The sequence below is a fragment of the Vibrio sp. STUT-A16 genome, assembly GCF_026000495.1.
Taxonomy (GTDB): Bacteria; Pseudomonadota; Gammaproteobacteria; order Enterobacterales; family Vibrionaceae; genus Vibrio; species Vibrio diabolicus.
This window is the reverse complement of sequence record NZ_AP026765.1, coordinates 360,765-380,083: the sequence shown is the minus strand read 5'-3', so window position 1 is coordinate 380,083 and position 19,319 is coordinate 360,765. Positions and strand designations below refer to the sequence as shown.

At 45.0% G+C, this 19,319-nt stretch carries 21 protein-coding genes; 4 read left to right on the top strand and 17 right to left on the bottom strand.

Translation table 11 applies throughout. The features are described from left to right. Nucleotides 1–119: 119 nt before the first annotated feature. From OO778_RS01810 to dusA, 7 genes are all read right to left on the bottom strand, one after another. Nucleotides 120–899: a phosphoadenylyl-sulfate reductase gene (locus OO778_RS01810; RefSeq protein WP_006743230.1), complete on the bottom strand. Its 780-nt coding sequence runs from the start codon at nucleotides 897–899 to the stop codon at nucleotides 120–122. Further along, a complete protein-coding gene (cysI, locus tag OO778_RS01805) occupies nucleotides 892–2,628 on the bottom strand; it encodes an assimilatory sulfite reductase (NADPH) hemoprotein subunit (RefSeq protein WP_053807695.1) in 1,737 nt (578 codons plus the stop codon). The genes OO778_RS01810 and cysI overlap by 8 nt, the downstream gene beginning before the upstream one ends. Next, nucleotides 2,628–4,499, bottom strand: coding sequence for an assimilatory sulfite reductase (NADPH) flavoprotein subunit (locus OO778_RS01800; protein ID WP_074191318.1), 1,872 nt, complete (start codon nucleotides 4,497–4,499; stop codon nucleotides 2,628–2,630). Before OO778_RS01800 ends, cysI begins: the two co-directional genes overlap by 1 nt. Nucleotides 4,500–4,616: 117 nt before the next feature. Beyond that, nucleotides 4,617–4,847, bottom strand: a complete 231-nt coding sequence (locus OO778_RS01795; protein WP_005455817.1) for a hypothetical protein — start codon at nucleotides 4,845–4,847, stop codon at nucleotides 4,617–4,619. Between the two features lie 157 nt (nucleotides 4,848–5,004). Further along, nucleotides 5,005–5,664 (bottom strand): TIGR04219 family outer membrane beta-barrel protein, encoded by a 660-nt coding sequence (locus tag OO778_RS01790; RefSeq protein ID WP_193448365.1) that lies wholly within the window; start codon nucleotides 5,662–5,664, stop codon nucleotides 5,005–5,007. A gap of 98 nt (nucleotides 5,665–5,762) precedes the next feature. Further along, nucleotides 5,763–5,978 carry an envelope stress response protein PspG gene (pspG, locus tag OO778_RS01785; protein ID WP_005398086.1) on the bottom strand — a complete coding sequence of 72 codons (216 nt, stop codon included), beginning with the start codon at nucleotides 5,976–5,978 and terminating at the stop codon, nucleotides 5,763–5,765. Between the two features lie 163 nt (nucleotides 5,979–6,141). Continuing rightward, complete coding sequence (gene dusA / locus OO778_RS01780) at nucleotides 6,142–7,122, bottom strand: tRNA dihydrouridine(20/20a) synthase DusA (protein WP_046874642.1); 981 nt, start codon at nucleotides 7,120–7,122, stop codon at nucleotides 6,142–6,144. Between the two features lie 321 nt (nucleotides 7,123–7,443). On the opposite strand from dusA, the gene zur reads away from it, so the two are divergent. Both zur and OO778_RS01770 read left to right on the top strand, forming a co-directional pair. After that, entirely contained in the window at nucleotides 7,444–7,908 is a 465-nt protein-coding gene (gene zur, locus OO778_RS01775) for a zinc uptake transcriptional repressor Zur (RefSeq protein WP_193304229.1), read from the top strand. A gap of 9 nt (nucleotides 7,909–7,917) precedes the next feature. Further along, nucleotides 7,918–8,379, top strand: coding sequence for a chemotaxis protein CheX (locus OO778_RS01770; RefSeq protein WP_005381269.1), 462 nt, complete (start codon nucleotides 7,918–7,920; stop codon nucleotides 8,377–8,379). A 100-nt stretch (nucleotides 8,380–8,479) separates the two neighbouring features. Here OO778_RS01770 and pgi read toward each other — a convergent pair whose 3' ends face one another. Beyond that, nucleotides 8,480–10,132: a glucose-6-phosphate isomerase gene (pgi, locus tag OO778_RS01765; RefSeq protein ID WP_046874641.1), complete on the bottom strand. Its 1,653-nt coding sequence runs from the start codon at nucleotides 10,130–10,132 to the stop codon at nucleotides 8,480–8,482. Between the two features lie 306 nt (nucleotides 10,133–10,438). Here pgi and OO778_RS01760 point away from each other — a divergent pair, with 306 nt between their 5' ends. Continuing rightward, complete coding sequence (locus OO778_RS01760) at nucleotides 10,439–10,858, top strand: secondary thiamine-phosphate synthase enzyme YjbQ (protein WP_046874640.1); 420 nt, start codon at nucleotides 10,439–10,441, stop codon at nucleotides 10,856–10,858. A gap of 38 nt (nucleotides 10,859–10,896) precedes the next feature. Here OO778_RS01760 and alr read toward each other — a convergent pair whose 3' ends face one another. Together alr and OO778_RS01750 are read right to left on the bottom strand one after the other, a co-directional pair. Beyond that, entirely contained in the window at nucleotides 10,897–11,973 is a 1,077-nt protein-coding gene (gene alr, locus OO778_RS01755; protein ID WP_031777284.1) for an alanine racemase, read from the bottom strand. A gap of 13 nt (nucleotides 11,974–11,986) precedes the next feature. After that, nucleotides 11,987–13,387: a replicative DNA helicase gene (locus tag OO778_RS01750; RefSeq protein ID WP_005395704.1), complete on the bottom strand. Its 1,401-nt coding sequence runs from the start codon at nucleotides 13,385–13,387 to the stop codon at nucleotides 11,987–11,989. 221 nt (nucleotides 13,388–13,608) lie between these two features. Here OO778_RS01750 and OO778_RS01745 point away from each other — a divergent pair, with 221 nt between their 5' ends. Beyond that, entirely contained in the window at nucleotides 13,609–14,373 is a 765-nt protein-coding gene (locus OO778_RS01745; protein WP_006743223.1) for a DUF481 domain-containing protein, read from the top strand. Nucleotides 14,374–14,452: 79 nt separating this feature from the next. Here OO778_RS01745 and rplI read toward each other — a convergent pair whose 3' ends face one another. The 7 genes from rplI to OO778_RS01710 all read right to left on the bottom strand — a co-directional run bounded on the left by rplI (nucleotide 14,453) and on the right by OO778_RS01710 (nucleotide 19,313). Next, on the bottom strand, nucleotides 14,453–14,905 hold the full coding sequence (rplI, locus tag OO778_RS01740) for a 50S ribosomal protein L9 (protein WP_005381278.1): 453 nt from the start codon (nucleotides 14,903–14,905) through the stop codon (nucleotides 14,453–14,455). 33 nt (nucleotides 14,906–14,938) lie between these two features. Then, on the bottom strand, nucleotides 14,939–15,166 hold the full coding sequence (rpsR, locus tag OO778_RS01735) for a 30S ribosomal protein S18 (RefSeq protein ID WP_000090472.1): 228 nt from the start codon (nucleotides 15,164–15,166) through the stop codon (nucleotides 14,939–14,941). 16 nt (nucleotides 15,167–15,182) lie between these two features. Continuing rightward, the gene (gene priB, locus OO778_RS01730; RefSeq protein ID WP_005381298.1) at nucleotides 15,183–15,485 is read right to left on the bottom strand and encodes a primosomal replication protein N; all 303 of its coding nucleotides are present in this window, start codon (nucleotides 15,483–15,485) and stop codon (nucleotides 15,183–15,185) included. 8 nt (nucleotides 15,486–15,493) lie between these two features. Then, nucleotides 15,494–15,883: a 30S ribosomal protein S6 gene (gene rpsF, locus OO778_RS01725; RefSeq protein ID WP_005381299.1), complete on the bottom strand. Its 390-nt coding sequence runs from the start codon at nucleotides 15,881–15,883 to the stop codon at nucleotides 15,494–15,496. Between the two features lie 242 nt (nucleotides 15,884–16,125). Beyond that, nucleotides 16,126–16,797: a ribulose-phosphate 3-epimerase gene (gene rpe / locus OO778_RS01720; protein WP_005395709.1), complete on the bottom strand. Its 672-nt coding sequence runs from the start codon at nucleotides 16,795–16,797 to the stop codon at nucleotides 16,126–16,128. 92 nt (nucleotides 16,798–16,889) lie between these two features. Further along, a complete protein-coding gene (locus tag OO778_RS01715) occupies nucleotides 16,890–17,729 on the bottom strand; it encodes a Dam family site-specific DNA-(adenine-N6)-methyltransferase (protein WP_047009939.1) in 840 nt (279 codons plus the stop codon). A gap of 69 nt (nucleotides 17,730–17,798) precedes the next feature. After that, nucleotides 17,799–19,313, bottom strand: a complete 1,515-nt coding sequence (locus OO778_RS01710) for an AAA family ATPase (protein WP_264910642.1) — start codon at nucleotides 19,311–19,313, stop codon at nucleotides 17,799–17,801. Nucleotides 19,314–19,319 lie beyond the last annotated feature (6 nt).

Here is a 19,319-nt window from a genome sequence, read left to right as displayed (position 1 = left end):
GCACAACTTATCCACAGAGTTATTCTATAAAGCGTGTTTTTCAGGTGCTATAAATAAAGAGAGCTGCTTTATTGCAGCTTTCTTTATTTACTCTAAACTCGATTTAAAGGTCACTATGGTTATATGCCGGACCCATCTTGTTCTGAACCATCATCTTCATGTAAACCACACTCTCGTTTTAAACCAAAGAATCGAGTTTCTTCCTCTGACATTCCCGGCTCCCATTTACGAGTGGTATGAGTATCACCAACTGAAAGGTAACCTTCATCCCACAATGGGTGGTATTTAAGGCCGTGTTGTTCTAAGTAGTAATGAACGTCTTTATTAGTCCAGTCAATTACTGGCAAAAACTTAAACACACCGTTCTGAATTGATAGTATCGGTAAACCTGCTCGTGATTTACTTTGCTCTCGACGTAGTCCAGAGAACCACGTTCCAACATTAAGCTCTTTTAGCGCTCGACGCATTGGCTCCACTTTATTGAGCTTGTTGTATTTTTCAATTCCCTCTACACCCTGCTCCCATAACTTTCCATATCGAGCCTCTTGCCAATTCGCACTTTCTTTCGCTCGATAAACTTTTAAGTTTAGGTTGAGAGCATCTGTCAGCTCATCAATGAATTGATAGGTTTCAGCAAACAGGTATCCTGTATCGGTTAGAATGACGGGGATATCCGCTTTGACTTGAGTCACTAAATGAAGCATAACCGCGGCTTGAATACCAAAACTAGAAGAAACCGCAAACTCGCCCTCTAGATTTTCTAAAGCCCACTTTACTCTATCTTGTGCCGAAAGCTTTTCGAGCTCGACATTAATTTGAGCAAGACGGAGGATTTGCTCCGTCTTTGTTAATGTCAATAACTCTGTAAGCTCAAGCCTGGATGCTACAGAATCAAGCATGAAAGTCCCTCTTTGATACGAGCACTTCTTGGATAATACCAGCACGAATTGTGAAATCGCCGAAGGCTTCGCCTTCTTCACGCTCTTTCGACCATCGAGCCACCAGCAGATCAATCTCTTCTAAGATTTGCTTATCCGTGATGTTCTCTTTGTACATTTTTGGTACTCGAGTACCAGCACGGTTACCACCTAAATGTAGGTTGTAACGACCTGGCGCTTTACCAACTAAACCAATTTCAGCCAACATGGCACGACCACAACCGTTTGGACACCCAGTTACACGCAAAATGATGTTGTCATTTTCTGGTAGGTTGTGCTTTTCCAAAATCCCCTCCACATCAGTAACAAACTGAGGAAGGAAACGCTCTGCCTCTGCCATCGCTAGCGGACACGTTGGAAAGGCAACACACGCCATTGAGTTTTTGCGCTGCTCACTGATATTGTCATCCATCAAGCCATGTTCACGAGCGATCTTTTCGATCTTCGCTTTTTCGCTTTTAGGTACCCCCGCAACAATTAAGTTCTGGTTGGCAGTCATACGGAAATCGCCTTTATGGATTTTGGCAATTTCAGCAACACCCGTTTTAAGTGGTTTACCTGGGAAGTCCAGCAGACGACCATTTTCGATGAAAAGTGCTAAGTGATGTTTACCATCAATTCCTTCTACCCAACCAATACGGTCACCACGCTCAGTAAACTCGTACGGGCGGCTTGCTTCAAACTGAATGCCTGCTCGCTTTTCGACTTCGGCTTTAAAGACATCAGTACCTACACGGTCAAGTGTGTATTTGGTTTTGGCATTTTTACGGTTTGAGCGATTACCCCAATCACGCTGAGTGGTAACCACCGCCGCTGCAACATCAAGCGTTTTCTCTAATGGGATGAAACCTAAGTCATCAGCGCGGCGCGGATAAGTTGACGTATCGCCATGCGTCATCGCTAAGCCGCCGCCGACCAGGACGTTAAAACCAACCAGCTTGCCGTTATCTGCAATCGCTACGAAGTTGAGATCGTTAGCGTGTACATCTACGTCATTTTGCGGTGGGATAACCACTGTGGTTTTAAACTTACGTGGTAAGTAGTTCTTGCCTAGAATCGGTTCGTCTTCTTCCGTGCTTTCTACTTTTTCACCGTCCAGCCAAATCTCAGCGTAAGCACGTGTTTTCGGAAGCAGGTGTTCACTGATCTTCTTCGCCCATTCGTAAGCTTCTTGATGAAGTTCTGATTCAACCGGGTTCGTGGTACACAACACGTTTCGGTTTACATCACCCGCGGTTGCAATCGAATCAATGCCAATACTGTTGAGCGTTTGATGCATCAACTTAATATTCGGTTTTAATACCCCATGAAACTGGAACGTTTGGCGAGTCGTCAGACGAATACTTCCATATAAAGAGTGCTCCGTTGCGAACTTGTCGATCGCTAACCATTGCGTTGGCGTGATGATGCCTCCAGGCATGCGAGCACGAAGCATCACGTTATGCAATGGCTCTAGCTTTTGCTTTGTGCGTTCATTGCGGATATCACGATCGTCTTGCTGATACATACCGTGGAAACGAATTAACTGGAAGTTGTCGGCAGTAAAGCCACCAGTAATACGGTCCTGTAAATCTTGCTCAATGGTGCCACGTAATAAGTTACTTTCTCGCTTCAGGCGCTCGTTATCAGATAGCGGCCCTAGCTCTTCGCCTAATACAATCTGCTTGTTATTTTCAGTAGAAAAAGTCATTAGTACACATCCCTCTGATAACGTTTCGCTTTACGTAGGTCATTAATAAATTGTTCTGCATCGTCACGCGGCATCTTGCCTTCTTGTTCAGCAACGATAACCAGTGCGTCGTGCACATCTTTTGCCATACGCGTTGCATCACCGCAGACATAGATATAAGCGCCTTCTTGGATCCACTGCCACACTTGAGCTGCGTTTTCTAAGATGCGGTGCTGTACGTAAACTTTTTCTACTTGGTCACGACTAAAAGCAACATCCAATCGGCTTAGTACTCCTGACTTGAGGTACTTCTGCCATTCCACTTGGTATAAGAAGTCTTGAGTGAAAGTACGATCACCAAAGAACAACCAGTTTTTGCCTTCAGCATCACGGTTTTCACGTTCCTGAATAAAGCTACGGAATGGTGCGATCCCAGTGCCCGGACCAACCATGATAATTGGAGTGCTATCATCTTCCGGCAGTTTGAAGTTGTTGTTATGCTCCACAAATACTTTAACTTCATCTCCCTCTTCGAGACGCTGTGCTAAGAAACTAGACGCACCACCATATCGTTTTTCGTCGTTTTGTTCGTACTCAACCAAAGCAACCGTTAGGTGTACTTCTTCATCGACCTCTTCTTGGCTTGATGCAATAGAGTAAAGGCGAGGAGTAAGACGACGAAGCAAACTAATCAACTCATCTGCGGTTAACTTGGTTTTCTTCTCTGCCAATACATCAACAATTTGAGTATTTGCAGAGTACTCGCGAAGTTTATCTTTATCGTCAACCAGCTTTTGTAGCTTCTTGCTACCGGATAACTCGGCAAACTTTGTAATGAGCTGTGGGTTAGATGTTGTGATTTCATATTTACTCACGAGAGCACTATGAATTGACAAGCTTTCGCCATCAACATCAACGGTTTCAACCCCAGACAAACCGACCTTACCAAGAATGGCATTAGCAAGTTCTGAACTATTTTCAAACCACACACCTAGCGCATCACCAGGCTGATACGTTAACCCCGAACCTTCCAAGTCAATTTCTATATGACGAACATCCTTTCCAGAATCACGACCCGTGATTTTTTGACTGGTCAGTAACGTCGCTGTGTATGGGTTTTGTTTATTGTAAGGAGAGTGCGCAGTCGCAGCTTGACCCACAGGAAGTTGAACCACATCCGCTTCAGTGCCAGAAGAAAGCGTATCTTTTACCTTACCTAACGCATTCTTACGCCATTCAGCTGCTGGTGCTTCATAATCCACATCGCAATCAAGACGATCGATAAATGGGGTCGCGCCTAACTTTGATAGGTAAGCGTCGAAGTCTTTACCGGTTTGACAGAAGAATTCGTAGCTCGAGTCACCCAGAGCAATAACGCCATATTGAAGGTTTGACAGCTTAGGAGCTTTCTTAGATTGCAAAAACTCGTGTAGCTCTATAGCGTTATCTGGTGCTTCGCCTTCGCCGTTCGTCGATGCCACAATAATGACATGCGTTTCTTTGGCTAAGTTTTTACCTTTGTAATCACTTGCATCAAAAAGTTCGACAGCAATTCCTTCTGCTTTTGCTTCCTGTTCTAGAGCTTCAGCAACGCCTTTAGCGTTGCCAGTTTGGGAAGCAAAAATAATACTCAACTTACCTGCAGGCTTCGCTGATACGGCTGCCGTCGCTTGTGCAATTGGCGTTACCGCTGTATTTGGTTGATTTTGAGCTAATCCCCAAAAATACCCACTGACCCAAGCAAGTTGCTGTGAAGACAACTCAGAGACAGTTTGTTGGAGTGAGCTAATTTGTTGGTCATTCAGAGGGCTTGCGATTGGAGGATTTCCTCCTTGCCCATTATTATCTTCAGACACATTCTTGTGAGAATACTCATTCTTTTGAAAAGACATTATCACGACATCCCTATTCATTGCGTGACGATAGAGTACCCACTCTCCTTAATAACAAGAAAGAATAGAAGTGAATGTTTTATAACTTTTTGGAAGTAAGAACGGCTTACTTTTTGCTCATCGATCTTCAATGCGGACTTGTTGAAAGCCTACTGCCATTGCCGATTTTGACGCTGCATCCAAATCTTCATAAAGACATTCTTCACCATGACTGTCCGTCAGAAAAACAAAACCACCGCGCGCATGTCTGAACTCCACAACCCAGCCACCCTCTTGGATTGCAGGTTCAATAATCGCTTCGACAAGCTGATTTTCACGGAATAGATGTCTTAGTTCGTTTATTGTCATCGCTATCCCTGCTTTAACTTTCACATTGCTCCTAGGTAAGCATGGTCTAAGTCAGCAAAATAGGCAGAAAATTCGATTGGATATAATGAAGTGATATAAAAAAACGCCGCTTATAAAGCGACGTTTTAAAAAAATCGAGTATCTAATCTGGCTGCATTTAGAATGCGTATTCTGCACTCACAAAAAAGCCGTTAGCAAAAATAAACTCTTTCCCTAGATCCGACATGAATTTCTCGGACTCCAAATCAATCACGCGGTAACCACCACGAAAAGCCAGTTGAGCTTTTTCGAGCGGTACATGGTATTGAACACCGGCCATGAAATCAGTGCTTTTGATACCTTTGTTGTCACCAAAGTTTATCTCACCAATCACATCAAAATTTGTGTCCGGAACTTGAATCTCTGCGTAACCGTACCAAGCCCAAATCAGCTCATCAAACTCTTCTATACGCTTGTTTGAGCCAGCATCAATGTATTTAGTGTCACTTAAATTACTGAATGTAACACCCGCATCAAAATGCAATAAATCATGCTCCAGAACTTGGTAGTACATGGTGAAATCGAGCTTATCGAACCCCATGTAATCCGCATCAACACTTGAGTAGCGAAGGCGCGCATTAGGAACGTATTTAACATCATGTTCAATCGCCGCGTAAAATGCGCCTGTTGTGCTGCTATCTCGTCTTACTTCATTTACTTTAGTGTCAGCAGCCCAGATCTCTGCGCCGACTTTCGTCGATACAGAATAATCTGCAAAAACAGGAAAAGATACTGCCAACGATAATGCTGTTAAAGCGATGGTCGCTTTATTTGTCATGTAGTGTGTACTCCGAGATAGCTGATGTTCACGTTGAAGACGTGAGAGGAAATATACCATACTCTCACGTCTCTCTATCAACTAAATCATGTCACTCGTTATTTATAGCGGGGCTGGGCAACGTAATTCTTGAAGAACCAAACACCCAATGCAATCACGATTAACCATGGTAATAGTTTGAGTACCGCTCCGACCATTCCCAGTAAAAACATCACAACTAACGCAATACCGGTTGCTGCGAATACGGTCATCATTGTGATACCGGTAACCAATAGGGTCGCCGCAAAGACTAAAATAAAGATTAGCTCCAACATAATCACTTCTCCATTTGTTTTTAATAAACAGAGCAGTTTCCATACCAACTTACCAAGATGACGATAACACAATGATTTTTATTCAAAAATAAAGCCAGAGGCATTTCTGCACTCTGGCTTACTTGTTCTTTAGTTGGTAATTTTAGCCAACCACTGGTGAATTTTACACATTCAATTCTTTTGGAATCTTCGCTAACGCGTCTTGCAGCACTTCTAAACCAGAACCCGGCTTGTGCGCATTTTCACTGATATGACGACGCCATTGACGAGCACCTGGCATGCTTTGGAACAAACCTAACATATGACGGGTAATATGACCAAGGTACGCACCTTTCGCTAATTGCGCTTCAATGTATGGGTACATTTCTTCAACAATTTCGCTGCGTTTCTTCACTGGAGCATTAGAGCCAAACAACTCTTGGTCTACCGATGCCAGTAAATATGGGCTTTGGTATGCTTCACGACCAATCATCACACCGTCAAGATGCTGAAGATGTGCTTTTGCTTCTTCTAATGATTTCACGCCACCGTTAATCGCAATCGTTAGGTGTGAGAAGTCTTGCTTCAATTGGTAAGCGCGTGGGTAATCCAATGGTGGGATCTCACGGTTTTCTTTCGGACTAAGACCACTTAACCAAGCTTTACGCGCGTGGATAGTGAACTGCTCACAGCCTCCCTTTTCTGAGACAATAGAAACAAAATCCGTTAGGAACTCGTAAGAATCTTGATCATCAATACCAATACGAGTCTTGACTGTCACAGGAATATCAACCACGTCCTTCATTGCAGCGACACAATCCGCAACCAACTGTGGTTCCGCCATTAGACAAGCACCAAAGCGACCGTTTTGTACACGGTCAGACGGGCACCCCACATTGAGATTAACCTCATCGTAGCCACGCTCTTGAGCCAGTTTGGCACACTTTGCCAAGTCTTCTGGATTTGAACCACCCAACTGAAGGGCCAACGGATGCTCTTCTTCGTTGTAAGCCAGGAAATCTCCTTTTCCATGAATGATCGCACCTGTCGTCACCATTTCAGTGTACAGCAGGGTTTCTTTGGTCATTAAGCGATGGAAGTAGCGACAATGACGATCGGTCCAGTCGAGCATTGGTGCTACGGAGAGCCTGCAAGAATGAGTCATGATATAAACACCCGTTTTTATGTTGCCAAGGTCGAGCGCAGCAGTACGCTCAAAAAATAAGTCGGGTATTGTATACCCAAGCACTTCTAGGTGCTAGTTTCAGCGAGAATGATTTGGTTGTCTGGCTAGCCAAATGCTTAGGAATGCGCAGCAGTAATACGAATCTGTCACTCGTTGATTCATTCTGTGATGACTATTCCGACTTCACACCACCACCGACTTGCTTTAATTCATGATTTTCGTTCTGATAGTGGGTAAAATGAAGCATTTCTAAACGAACTTCGTATAGAAATGATTTATCATAGAGCACGTCCGATAGTTATGGTGAAAGGTTTGAACCCAACAATCATTGAACAAATTGAAAGTATCTGCGTAGAGCGTGGAGTACGATTGACTCCGCAACGCCGACGCGTATTTGAACTCATTTGTTCTAATCGCCGCGCCTCAAGTGCGTATGAGCTATTGGAGCAACTAAAAGAGAGTGAGCCTCAGGCTAAGCCTCCCACTGTTTATCGAGCATTAGATTTTCTCCTAGAGCAAGGCTTCATCCACCGAGTGGAATCGACAAATAGCTTTATTACTTGTTGTTCTTTCAATACTCAGCAGCACTTTTTCCAATTACTAATTTGCGATAAATGTGGTGATGTCGTTGAACTCGAAGATGAGACGCTGATATCCTTGTTAGCCGAAAACGCCGAGAAGCATGGATTCAAACTGACCAACCAAGTTATTGAAACTCATGGTGAATGCCAGGCCTGTTCCTCCGAGACGAAAGAAAAAGTATAGAAGAACGTTATGCGCGCTGAATTTGTAAACCCGTTTTTAGCTTCTTTAATGAACGTGCTAAAAACCATGGCTTCTCTTGAGCTGAAGCCACAAAAACCGCGAATCAAAAAAGATGAGATCGCACGAGGTGACGTTTCTGGTCTGATTGGCATGGTAGGTCCACAAACTCGTGGTTCAATGTCGATTACCTTTGATGAAGCGCTAGCTCTAGAAATCATGCAGAACATGCTTGGTGAGCGTCCAAATGGACTCAATGAAGAGGTCACCGATATGGTGGGTGAGATCACCAACATGGTTACTGGTGGTGCGAAACGCATTCTGGCGGAAAGTGGTTTTGATTTTGATATGGCAACACCGGTAGTGGTTTCTGGCCGAGGCCATACGATTCGCCACAAGTGTGAGGGCTCAATCATCATCATGCCTTTCTCTTCCCAATGGGGAAATGCCTTTATCGAAATTTGCTTCGAATAAAAGAGAAAAAATAGGTTGGCACTGGCCAACCTATTTTGTTTTTGCCTCAGGCAATAAAAAAGGTCAGCATTTGCTGACCTTTTCTTTATCTATTCAAACATTAAGCTTTGAACGCTTTAAATGCGTTGATTAGGCCGTTTGTTGAGCTGTCATGCGAGCTGATTTGAGACTCGTCTGCAAGCTCAGGTAGGATTTGGTTAGCCAGTTGTTTACCTAGCTCCACGCCCCATTGGTCAAAGCTGAAGATATTCCAGATAACACCTTGTACGAAAATTTTGTGTTCGTACATTGCGATCAAGTTACCTAGCGTACGAGGCGTGATTTGCTTCACTAGGATAGAGTTTGTTGGACGGTTACCTTCAAACACTTTGAATGGCGCAATCGCTGCCACTTCTTCAACGTTCTTACCTGCTTTCACCAACTCTTCTTTCACTGTTTCTTCACTCTTACCAAACGCTAGTGCTTCAGTTTGCGCAAAGAAGTTGGACATCAGTTTTTGGTGATGATCGCTAGCTGGGTTGTGGCTGATTGCAGGTGCAATGAAGTCACATGGGATCAGCTTAGTGCCTTGGTGAATCAGTTGGTAGAACGCGTGCTGACCGTTGGTACCTGGTTCACCCCAAATAATAGGGCCCGTTTGGTAAGTCACAGCATTGCCTTCACGGTCAACGTATTTACCGTTTGATTCCATGTTACCTTGCTGGAAGTATGCCGCGAAACGGTGCATGTACTGATCGTAAGGTAAGATAGCTTCTGATTCCGCACCGTGGAAGTTGTTGTACCAAATACCGATAAGCGCAAGGATCACAGGGATGTTGCTTTCTAGGTCTGTTGATACGAAGTGCTTGTCCATCTCGTGAGCACCTTCAAGCAGCTCAACGAAGTTGTCGTAACCTACCGCTAATGCGATTGATAGACCGATTGCAGACCATAGTGAGTAACGGCCACCAACCCAGTCCCAGAATTCGAACATGTTCGCGGTATCAATACCGAACTCAGACACGGCTGTCGCGTTCGTTGAAAGCGCAGCAAAATGCTTAGCCACGTGCGCTTGATCACCCGCAGACTCTAGGAACCAATCACGAGCAGTGTGCGCGTTAGTCATGGTTTCTTGCGTTGTGAACGTCTTAGACGCGATCAAGAATAGCGTCGTTTCTGGGTTAACTTTCTTCAACGTTTCAACGATGTGCGTACCATCAACGTTAGATACGAAGTGAAGGTTTAGATGATTTTTGTATGGTGCTAGAGCTTCCGTCACCATGTAAGGACCAAGGTCAGAACCACCGATACCGATGTTCACGATATCTGTAATTGCTTTACCTGTGTAACCTTTCCACTCACCGCCGATAACGCGTTCAGTGAATGATTTCATTTTTTCTAGAACCGCGTTCACTGCTGGCATTACGTCTTCGCCGTCTACCATTACTGGTGTATTCGCGCGGTTACGTAGTGCAGTGTGAAGAACAGCGCGACCTTCTGTTTGGTTGATCGCTTCGCCACTGAACATCGCTTCAATTGCAGATTTCAGCTCAGTCTCGTTCGCAAGAGCGAACAGGTGCTTCAGAGTTTCCTCATTGATGAGGTTCTTTGAGTAATCGACTAGGATGTCTGAGCCGAAACGTGCAGAGTATTTGTCGAAACGCGCTGCGTCTTGAGCAAATAACTCTTTAAGATCCATATCTTGTGCAGATTCGAAATGCGCAGTTAGCGCTTTCCAAGCTTGTGTTTGCGTTGGATTGATATTTTTCAACATGGTCTTTATCCCGATGTTACAGTAGGTTCCATTCCTTACAGTCTAGCGAAAACTGTGGAATCCCCGATTTAGCAAATAGAATATTAATTAGATGTTTGGGCGAATTGCCACAAAACAAGTCTTTGTAATTTTTTTTCAGGTGCCAATTATGACTGAGAGATTTTACACTCACATTGAGTTAGGTCACGTTCCCTGCCCTGAAAATGAACAATTCACTTACGATGACAAGAATCATATCACTTACTAATGACAGGCTCTAATTGGAATAGGATAGACGCCAATTTATAAATTTCCAAAGGAACACGTATGTGGGCACAAAAAACACTGCAATTAAAAGCGAGAAGCCGCGGTTTTCACCTAATAACTGATGAAATTGAACAACAATTACCACAAATAAACGAGCTTTCAGTAGGTTTATTACATCTATTTATTCAACATACCTCCGCCAGTTTGACCTTAAATGAGAATGCTGATCCAACCGTGCGTATGGACATGGAAGCGCACTTCAATAAGTTTGTGCCAGAGCGTGCTCCTTATTATCAGCACACCTATGAGGGGGATGACGACATGCCAGCACACATTAAAGCATCCCTACTTGGCAGTAGTGTGACGATACCAATCCAAAATGGTCGATTAGCTTTAGGAACATGGCAGGGCATTTACTTGGGTGAGCACCGAGACTTTGGCGGCGGCCGCCGCGTTATTGCTACGATTAACGGTGAGTAGATAAAACAAAGGCTAACCTTATGTTAGCCTTTCGCTGTTTATTTTGAGTACTCCATCTCGACGCGAGGCGTTAGCTTAGTCACGAGTTCATACGCAATGGTACCAATGTGACCCGCCACTTCTTCTACTGGGAGCTCTTTCCCCCAAAGAATCGCTTCGTCGCTGACTTTATCCGTTGCGTCTGGTCCCAAATCGACCGTCAGCATATCCATGGAAACTCGACCTGCAATAGGTACTTTACGGCCATTAACCCACACCGGCGTACCGTTTGGAGCACTTCTTGGGTAACCGTCGCCATACCCTACTGCGATGACCCCAACTTTTGTATCTCGCTCACTGGTCCAAATACCACCGTAGCCAACACTTTCACCCTTTTTCACTTCACGTACCGCAATAAGGTGGGATTTAAGTGTCATGACAGGCTGATACCCAAGATCTTGCGCCGTTTTGTCATCGAATGGCGACACACCATACATGATAATACCCGGACGAACCCAATCTAAATGGCTTTGAGGCCATGCCAATAACCCCGCAGATGCCGCCAGTGAACGTTCCCCTTGGCAACCAGAAGTCAACGATTTAAACAGCTCAATCTGTTGTGGGGTAATATCGCTATCCAGCTCATCTGCACAGCCAAAGTGGCTCATGTAACGCAACGGCTTGGCTACGTTTGGACACTCTTTCAACCGCGTGACAAACTCATCATATTGCTCAGGGCGAACGCCAAGACGGTGCATCCCACTGTCAATCTTAAGCCACACGACAACCGGAGTTTCAAGGTCGGCTTGCTCCAAAGCGATAAGCTGCTCTTCACAATGCACCACGGTTTGGATGTTGTTCGTCACAAGAACAGGTAAGTCACCTGGAGAGTAAAAACCTTCTAGCAATAGAATCGGCTTTACTACTCCACAAGCGCGCAGTTGCAATGCTTCTTCAATGCGAGCCACACCAAACGCATCCGCATGGTTGGCATGTTTTGCAACGTGACGTAATCCGTGACCATAGCCATTGGCCTTCACTACAGCCATCACTTTACTTTGGGGCGCTTGCGCTTTCACGCGCTGTAAGTTGTGCTGCAACGCAGACAAATCAATGCACGCCTTGGCCGCTTTCATATAGCTCATGGGGTTACTCATCATCAATATCGAATGCAGGACCCGCGTAGTTGTCAAAGCGCGAGTGTTGACCTTGGAAGGTGAGACGCACAGAGCCGATAGGGCCGTTACGTTGCTTACCAATGATGATTTCTGCCGTACCTTTGTATGGGCTATCTGGGTGATACACCTCGTCACGGTAGATGAACATGATCAAGTCGGCATCCTGCTCGATAGAGCCCGACTCACGCAAGTCCGAGTTTACTGGGCGTTTATCTGAACGTTGCTCTAGGGAACGGTTAAGCTGAGACAGCGCCACGACGGGCACATTCAGCTCTTTTGCCAGCGCTTTCAGAGAGCGCGAAATCTCCGCAATTTCCAGCGTACGGTTATCAGAGAGTGCAGGCACGCGCATAAGCTGAAGGTAGTCGACCATGATCATCGACAGACCGCCATGTTCACGTGCGATACGGCGAGCGCGTGAACGCACTTCGGTCGGAGTTAGACCGGAGCTGTCATCAATGTACATGTTTTTCTTCTGCATCAAGATACCCATAGTAGAAGAAATACGCGCCCAGTCTTCGTCATCCAACTGACCCGTACGGATCTTGGTTTGGTCAACGCGAGACAAAGAGGCCAACATACGCATCATCAACTGCTCGGCTGGCATCTCTAGCGAGAAAATAAGCACAGGCTTCTCTTGTTGCATGGCCGCATTTTCACACAAGTTCATCGCAAAGGTCGTTTTACCCATCGACGGACGCGCTGCGACAATCACCAAATCAGAACCTTGCAAACCTGCGGTTTTCTTATTGAGGTCAGTGAAACCTGTGTCGACACCCGTCACACCATCTTGCGGCGTTTTATATAACAACTCGATACGTTCTAACGTCTTTTCGAGGATGTTATCGACATTTTGTGGCCCTTCGTTTTCACTGGTTCGTGACTCAGCGATGGCGAAAACTTTACTCTCCGCCATATCAATCAGATCTTCCGAACTTCGACCTTGAGGATCGTAACCCGCATCCGCAATCTCATTCGCGACACCGATCAAACCACGGACGATCGCACGCTCGGCAACAATATCAGCGTACGCGTTAATGTTAGCGGCACTTGGCGTATTTTTCGCCAAATCTGCAAGGTAAGCAAAACCGCCCACATCTTCTAATTGCTCGTGACGCTCCAGGTATTCCGATAAAGTAATAAGATCGAGAGGCTTGCCCGCTTCAAGAATTGTTTTTACACCTTCAAAAATTAGGCGATGCGGACGACTATAGAAATCACTGCTTACAACACGTTCAGCAACGGTGTCCCAACGTTCATTGTCCAGTAAGAGACCACCAATTACTGATTGCTCGGCTTCTAGTGAGTGAGGTGGCACTTTGATTGCGTCGACCTGACTGTCTGAAGGTTTGCGATTTCTGTTTTCCGCCATGACTTTGCTCGATAACTACTATTGACCCACGATTATAACCTTAACCTAACTGAGATGCTTCCCCGAAGCGACAATTACTTGTTAAGAAATCAACATGCGAACCGCACAAGTAATAGCCTGGTTCTTCCGCCCAGCTCTAATAAAAATTAACCTACCATTGACCCAACAAAATATCTGTATCAGTATCATGCCCCTCCTTTTTAATTACGTTCGAGGTTGATGTGTCCCGATACTGGTTACTTAGCTTTAGCCTACTATGCGCTAGTGCATCGTATGCTGACGAATCAGTACAGCCAGAGCAAAATATTGATGTGCCCGACCCATTAAAAACCGAGGTGGAGTTCGGCTATCAAGCTCACACAGGTAACACGGACTCTCGTTCCCTGAATGCTCGTTTGAGTGCTGAATATACGTCAGGTCGACACCGTTCTAATGGTGAATGGAAGTACTACAACTTGTACAAAGACGGTGAAGAAGACAAACGCTCATCCACCTACGCCCTACAGAGTGACTACAAGTTAGGTCCTAAAACGTATTTGTATGGCAGCTTTAAAGGGGTGGATTCTCGTTACAGTGCCTATTTTAAAGACTACACATTATCAGGCGGTTTGGGTTACCAGTTCTCCTACACTGAAAACTTCATTTTAGAGGTAGAAGTCGGTCCTGGTTTTCGTTATCAAGAACCAAATTTAGATGAGATAGATGATGACGACATTGTCTTTCCCGATATCGTTCGAGAAGGCATTTTTCGAGGGAATATCAATACGACTTGGCACGCACTAGATAATTTGAGTTTCGCGGCTGATATTACGTTGGTAACAGGTAAAAGTAACACTCGGGCCGATAGTGAACTCAGCGTGACCAATGATATTACTGAAGATATTGCACTGAAACTGGCACACTCTCGTCAGTATCACGATAAAGTGCCTGAAGGCTTAAGCAAAGCGGATAGCGTATTTTCCGTTAATTTACTCTTCGCTTTTTAACCCGTTTTTTCTCCCAGTTTTAGAAATAAAAAAAGCACCTCCGAAGAGGTGCTTTTTAGTATTTCGTCTTGATACTGAATTACTCAGCAGCAACAACTTGTAGGTTCACAGTTGCGAAAACTTCAGAGTGAAGTTGAACGCTGATCTCGAACTCACCAGTTGTACGTAGAGCACCTTCAGGAAGGCGAACTTCGCTCTTAGCAACTTCAACGCCTGCAGCTGTGATAGCGTCAGCGATGTCACGAGTACCGATAGAACCGAATAGTTTGCCTTCGTCACCAGCTTTAGAAGCGATAACTACAGCTTCTAGAGCGTTAACTTTCTCTGCGCGAGCTTCTGCAGCAGCTAGTTGCTCAGCAACTTTAGCTTCTAGTTCAGCACGACGAGCTTCAAACATTTCAACGTTAGCTTTAGTTGCCATAACTGCTTTACCTTGTGGGATAAGGAAGTTACGAGCGTAGCCAGATTTAACGTTTGCAGTATCGCCAAGACCACCTAGGTTACCAATTTTATCAAGTAGAATAACTTGCATTGCTTAATCCTCTTTCTTAATAAAATGAACCGATTACTGATGCTTGTCAGTGTACGGTAGTAGAGCTAGGTAGCGTGAACGCTTGATAGCACGTGCTAGTTGACGCTGGTACTTAGCGCTTGTACCAGTGATACGGCTAGGTACGATTTTACCAGCTTCAGTGATGTAGTTTTTAAGAGTTGCTACGTCTTTGTAATCAATCTCTTGTACGCCTTCTGCAGTGAAACGGCAGAATTTACGACGACGGAAGAAACGAGCCATGGGCTATCTCCTGATCTTAAATTTGAGTAATGTTGTCGGCGTGTAACACTAATTTTCCCACGCCATTTCGGCCGGTTTGATAAGTGACAAAACCACTTACCTTAATGTTACTGCCTTGAACTAAATTCTGAGTTAGTGCTTGTGACCCAAGCCCGCTGACGACTACCGGCATACGACAATAAACTTGTCGAGGTAAGTCAGCTTCGATAATAGTAGAGCGATGCTCCAGCCAAAACCGACAGTGTTCAATGCCACCAGGGCTTTTACTACGAATGGGCGGTTTGGCTATGGTGCCGCTCAGCTCCATTCGATTGGCCATAAGAAAACTTACTCAGCAGCTTCTGACTTAGCTTCAGGCTTAGCTTCAGAACGCTCTTCACGACGTGGAGCACGCTCTTCTTTTTGCTTAAGCATGATAGATTGCTCAGTGATCGCTGCTTTAGTACGCATGATCATGTTACGTAGAACTGCATCGTTGAAACGGAAAGCAGTTTCTAGCTCATCAATTACAGCTTGGTCAGCTTCAACGTTCATAAGAACGTAGTGAGCTTTGTGAAGCTTGTTGATTGGGTAAGCCAGTTGACGACGGCCCCAGTCTTCTAGACGGTGGATTTTACCGCCAGCTTCAGTGATTGAACCAGTGTAACGCTCGATCATGCCAGCAACTTGCTCGCTTTGATCTGGGTGCACCATGAATACGATTTCGTAATGACGCATTGGTTGCTCCTTACGGATTATTCAGCTTCCACAAATGGCTCAGTCGTCCAGAGGAAGCAAGGAACTAAAGATAATTGACTGAGTTTAAGGAGCACGAATAGTACAGAAAGGGCGCAAAATAGGCAAGTGATTATTTGCTCAACGCAGGGGATATTTTATTTCATCCAACGCTAGAAATAACAAAGGCTGCCAATAAAGTGACAGCCTTTAAAATCAGGGCATTATCGCGCGTATATCGGGACTTATTTTACTTCAGCCAGTTCCGTGCGCATTTGGTCGATCACTTGTTTGTAATCTGGCTGACCGAAAATCGCCGAGCCTGCAACAAACATGTCTGCGCCCGCTTCTGCGATTTCACGAATGTTGTCAACCTTCACACCGCCATCAATTTCTAAACGGATATCGCGACCAGACTCATCGATCATCTTACGAACTGCACGCAGCTTATCTAGTGTGTGAGGAATGAATGATTGACCACCAAAGCCAGGATTAACCGACATCAGTAGAATCATGTCGACTTTGTCCATGATGAACTCAAGGCTCGCAAGTGGCGTTGCTGGGTTTAGTACCACACCAGCCTGACAGCCGTGCTCTTTAATTAACTGCAGTGTACGGTCTACATGATCAGAAGCTTCCACATGGAATGTAATCATCGACGCACCCGCTTTTGCGAAATCAGGAATAATGCGGTCAACCGGTTTCACCATTAGGTGAACATCGATTGGTGCTGTGATGCCGTAATCGCGTAGTGCTTTACACACAGGTGCACCAAAAGTCAGGTTTGGTACATAGTGGTTATCCATAACGTCGAAATGCACCACATCCGCACCCGCTGCGAGTACTTTCTCAACATCTTCACCGAGACGAGCAAAATCTGCCGATAAAATGGATGGAGCAATAAGAAAATCTTTCATACCTGACCTCAGTAGTAATGAGCAAACAATCTGCGCGCAATTCTACCGAAGCCAGTGGGGAGATCCACTATTTAGATTTAATAGTGTGAGAACTAAGAGCTTGGTTTATCCATCTCAGGGGCATGAAAAAGCGCAAGCAGCTCATCGACTTTATTACGACCGCTGCCATTGCGGCTAATGGTGCGCTTTACTTTTACTACATTGAGATCCGCACCGTGATACAACCGACGCGTCAGCGTAGTGTCGTGGTTAGAAATCAGAACCGGAATACCACGCTCAGTCGCCGTTCTTTCAGCAATGTCGGCTAATGCAGCCTGATCATCCAACGTGAAACCATTACCTGCGTATGAGGTGAAATTTGCCGTGTTTGAAAGCGGTGCATAAGGAGGATCGCAATACACCACACTCCCCTTACGTGCTCGACGAAAAGTTTCTGGATAACCTTCACAAACGAACGTGGCTTTCTTGGCTTTTTCGGCAAAAAACTCCAATTCCGCCTCTGGGAAGTAAGGCTTTTTATATGAACCGAACGGAACGTTAAAACCGCCTTTTTTGTTGTAACGGCATAAACCATTAAAACCAAAGCGGTTCATGTACAAAAACGCTAAAGAGCGGTACATCACGTCATCGGTTTTATTAAACTCAGCGCGAATGTGTAAGTAGGCTTCTTTACGGTTATTCTCGGCAACAAACCAACGCTTCGCTTCAGAGATGTACTCTTCCGGGCGCTCTTTTAGTAGGTTGTACAGATTGATCAAATCTGGATTGATATCTGCCAGTAGGTAATGGTCATAGTCGGTATTCAGAAACACTGAGCCCGCACCAACAAAAGGTTCAACTAGCTTTCGAGCCGGTGGTAAATGACGTTGGATGTCTTCAACCAGTCCGTATTTTCCTCCTGCCCATTTAAGAAAGGCTCGTTGCTTTTTCATCTACTGCTCTATCTATCGACCAAAAATTAAGGCTGCGGAATGTAACATATTTTTCAGCGAAGCTCAGGTTTATTTCACGCGATCAATTTCGCGATGAACCTGACGGAGTGATTTTGCCCAAGGACTCACCGACTTAACCGAATCAGGCAAGCTTGCAACGGCATCGCGAGCCATTTGAATTGTCGGATAGTCTTGGTATGTGATGATATACCACTCGGTGTCATTGCGAACGGTAGGATAAATTCGTACTTGATCATTCAGCTGATGCTCATCGAGGAAGGCTTGTACATCGTCCATTGACGTCATAGCAGCAAGCTGCAGTGTATAGGCTCTTGGTGATAGTGCTTTTAATTCTTCGCGAGCAAATGAAAACTTAACCACAGACAGCTTCGCACCGTCTTCTTCTGGCTGAGCAGAAGTTTGCGTCATACCTTGATTTGGTTTTACGACTTTTATTAGGGGTGAGCTGGTTTCATCAGTGGCGTCTTGATTCTCAACGCCCACGACATCATCAATCGCTTTTGTGTCTGCTGAATCAGCTTTACCTTCAAGCAATGCATCGACCACATTCGACTCAATCACCACTCTCTGTTGATTGTCATCACTGCCAACGCTCGCCACTTCTTCCGTTACTGCTGGCGGTAATGAATCAGAATCATCAATCGCGCCAGAGCCATCAAGGCCACTGCTAGTGTCATCAGTCACAGATTGTAGTGAAGACTGCGCAGCACTGATTCCTGACTCTTCAAAAGTTGGAATAGCCGTTTGCTCTAAACTACCAGCAATTTGCTGCGCTTTATCATCAGGGCTTGGTTGATTATACATCCACCAATAGCCACCAGCAGCAAGCAACAGTAATGCTAATACCACTAACGCAATATTCAGCGGTGAACCGACAATCGAGCGGATAATGATCCTTTTTTCCACTTTCATCTCTCCTAACGCCATGATGTCACCCGGTACTGGGTCAACTTTTTTAAATGCATCTCGAACCCGCTTCTCCGCCTCATCATCAACATAGCGCGCAACAAGTGATTCAAAGAAACGACGGGCTTCCACTTCGGACAACATATCAATATCAAGCTCAACAGGCTTTATCTCTTGTCCGTAACTGAGACGTGACAGCAATCCTTCTAAGCGCCCAGACTGCGTAAATAATAAGACATTGATGGTCCAATTCGGCTTATAATGCGCCTCTAAAACCAGCATCCAAAGCTCAGAAACGAGCGTCTCACTTAATAAATGCGCATCATCAACCACAATCGCGATATCACAAGGCTCATCACCCAATAGTCTTTCGAGGCTATCAAGTAAAGGCTCTTGCTGATTAAACAATGCGTCCAAAACCAGTTGACTCAAAATAAGGATGCGGCGCTGCACATCATCTTGATTAGAATGACAAAGTAACAAACATTGATTCTTGTTACTGGCACCCACTTCAAGGTATCGCTGCGCTAACCAAGATTTTCCATAACCATCATGACCATTAATCGCAATGAAGTTGGAACCAAAATTAGTCAGCAATCCTAACCTATCAAGCAACTCGATTTGAGAATCTAATTCCAGAACGTGAGCAACACTCATCTAATA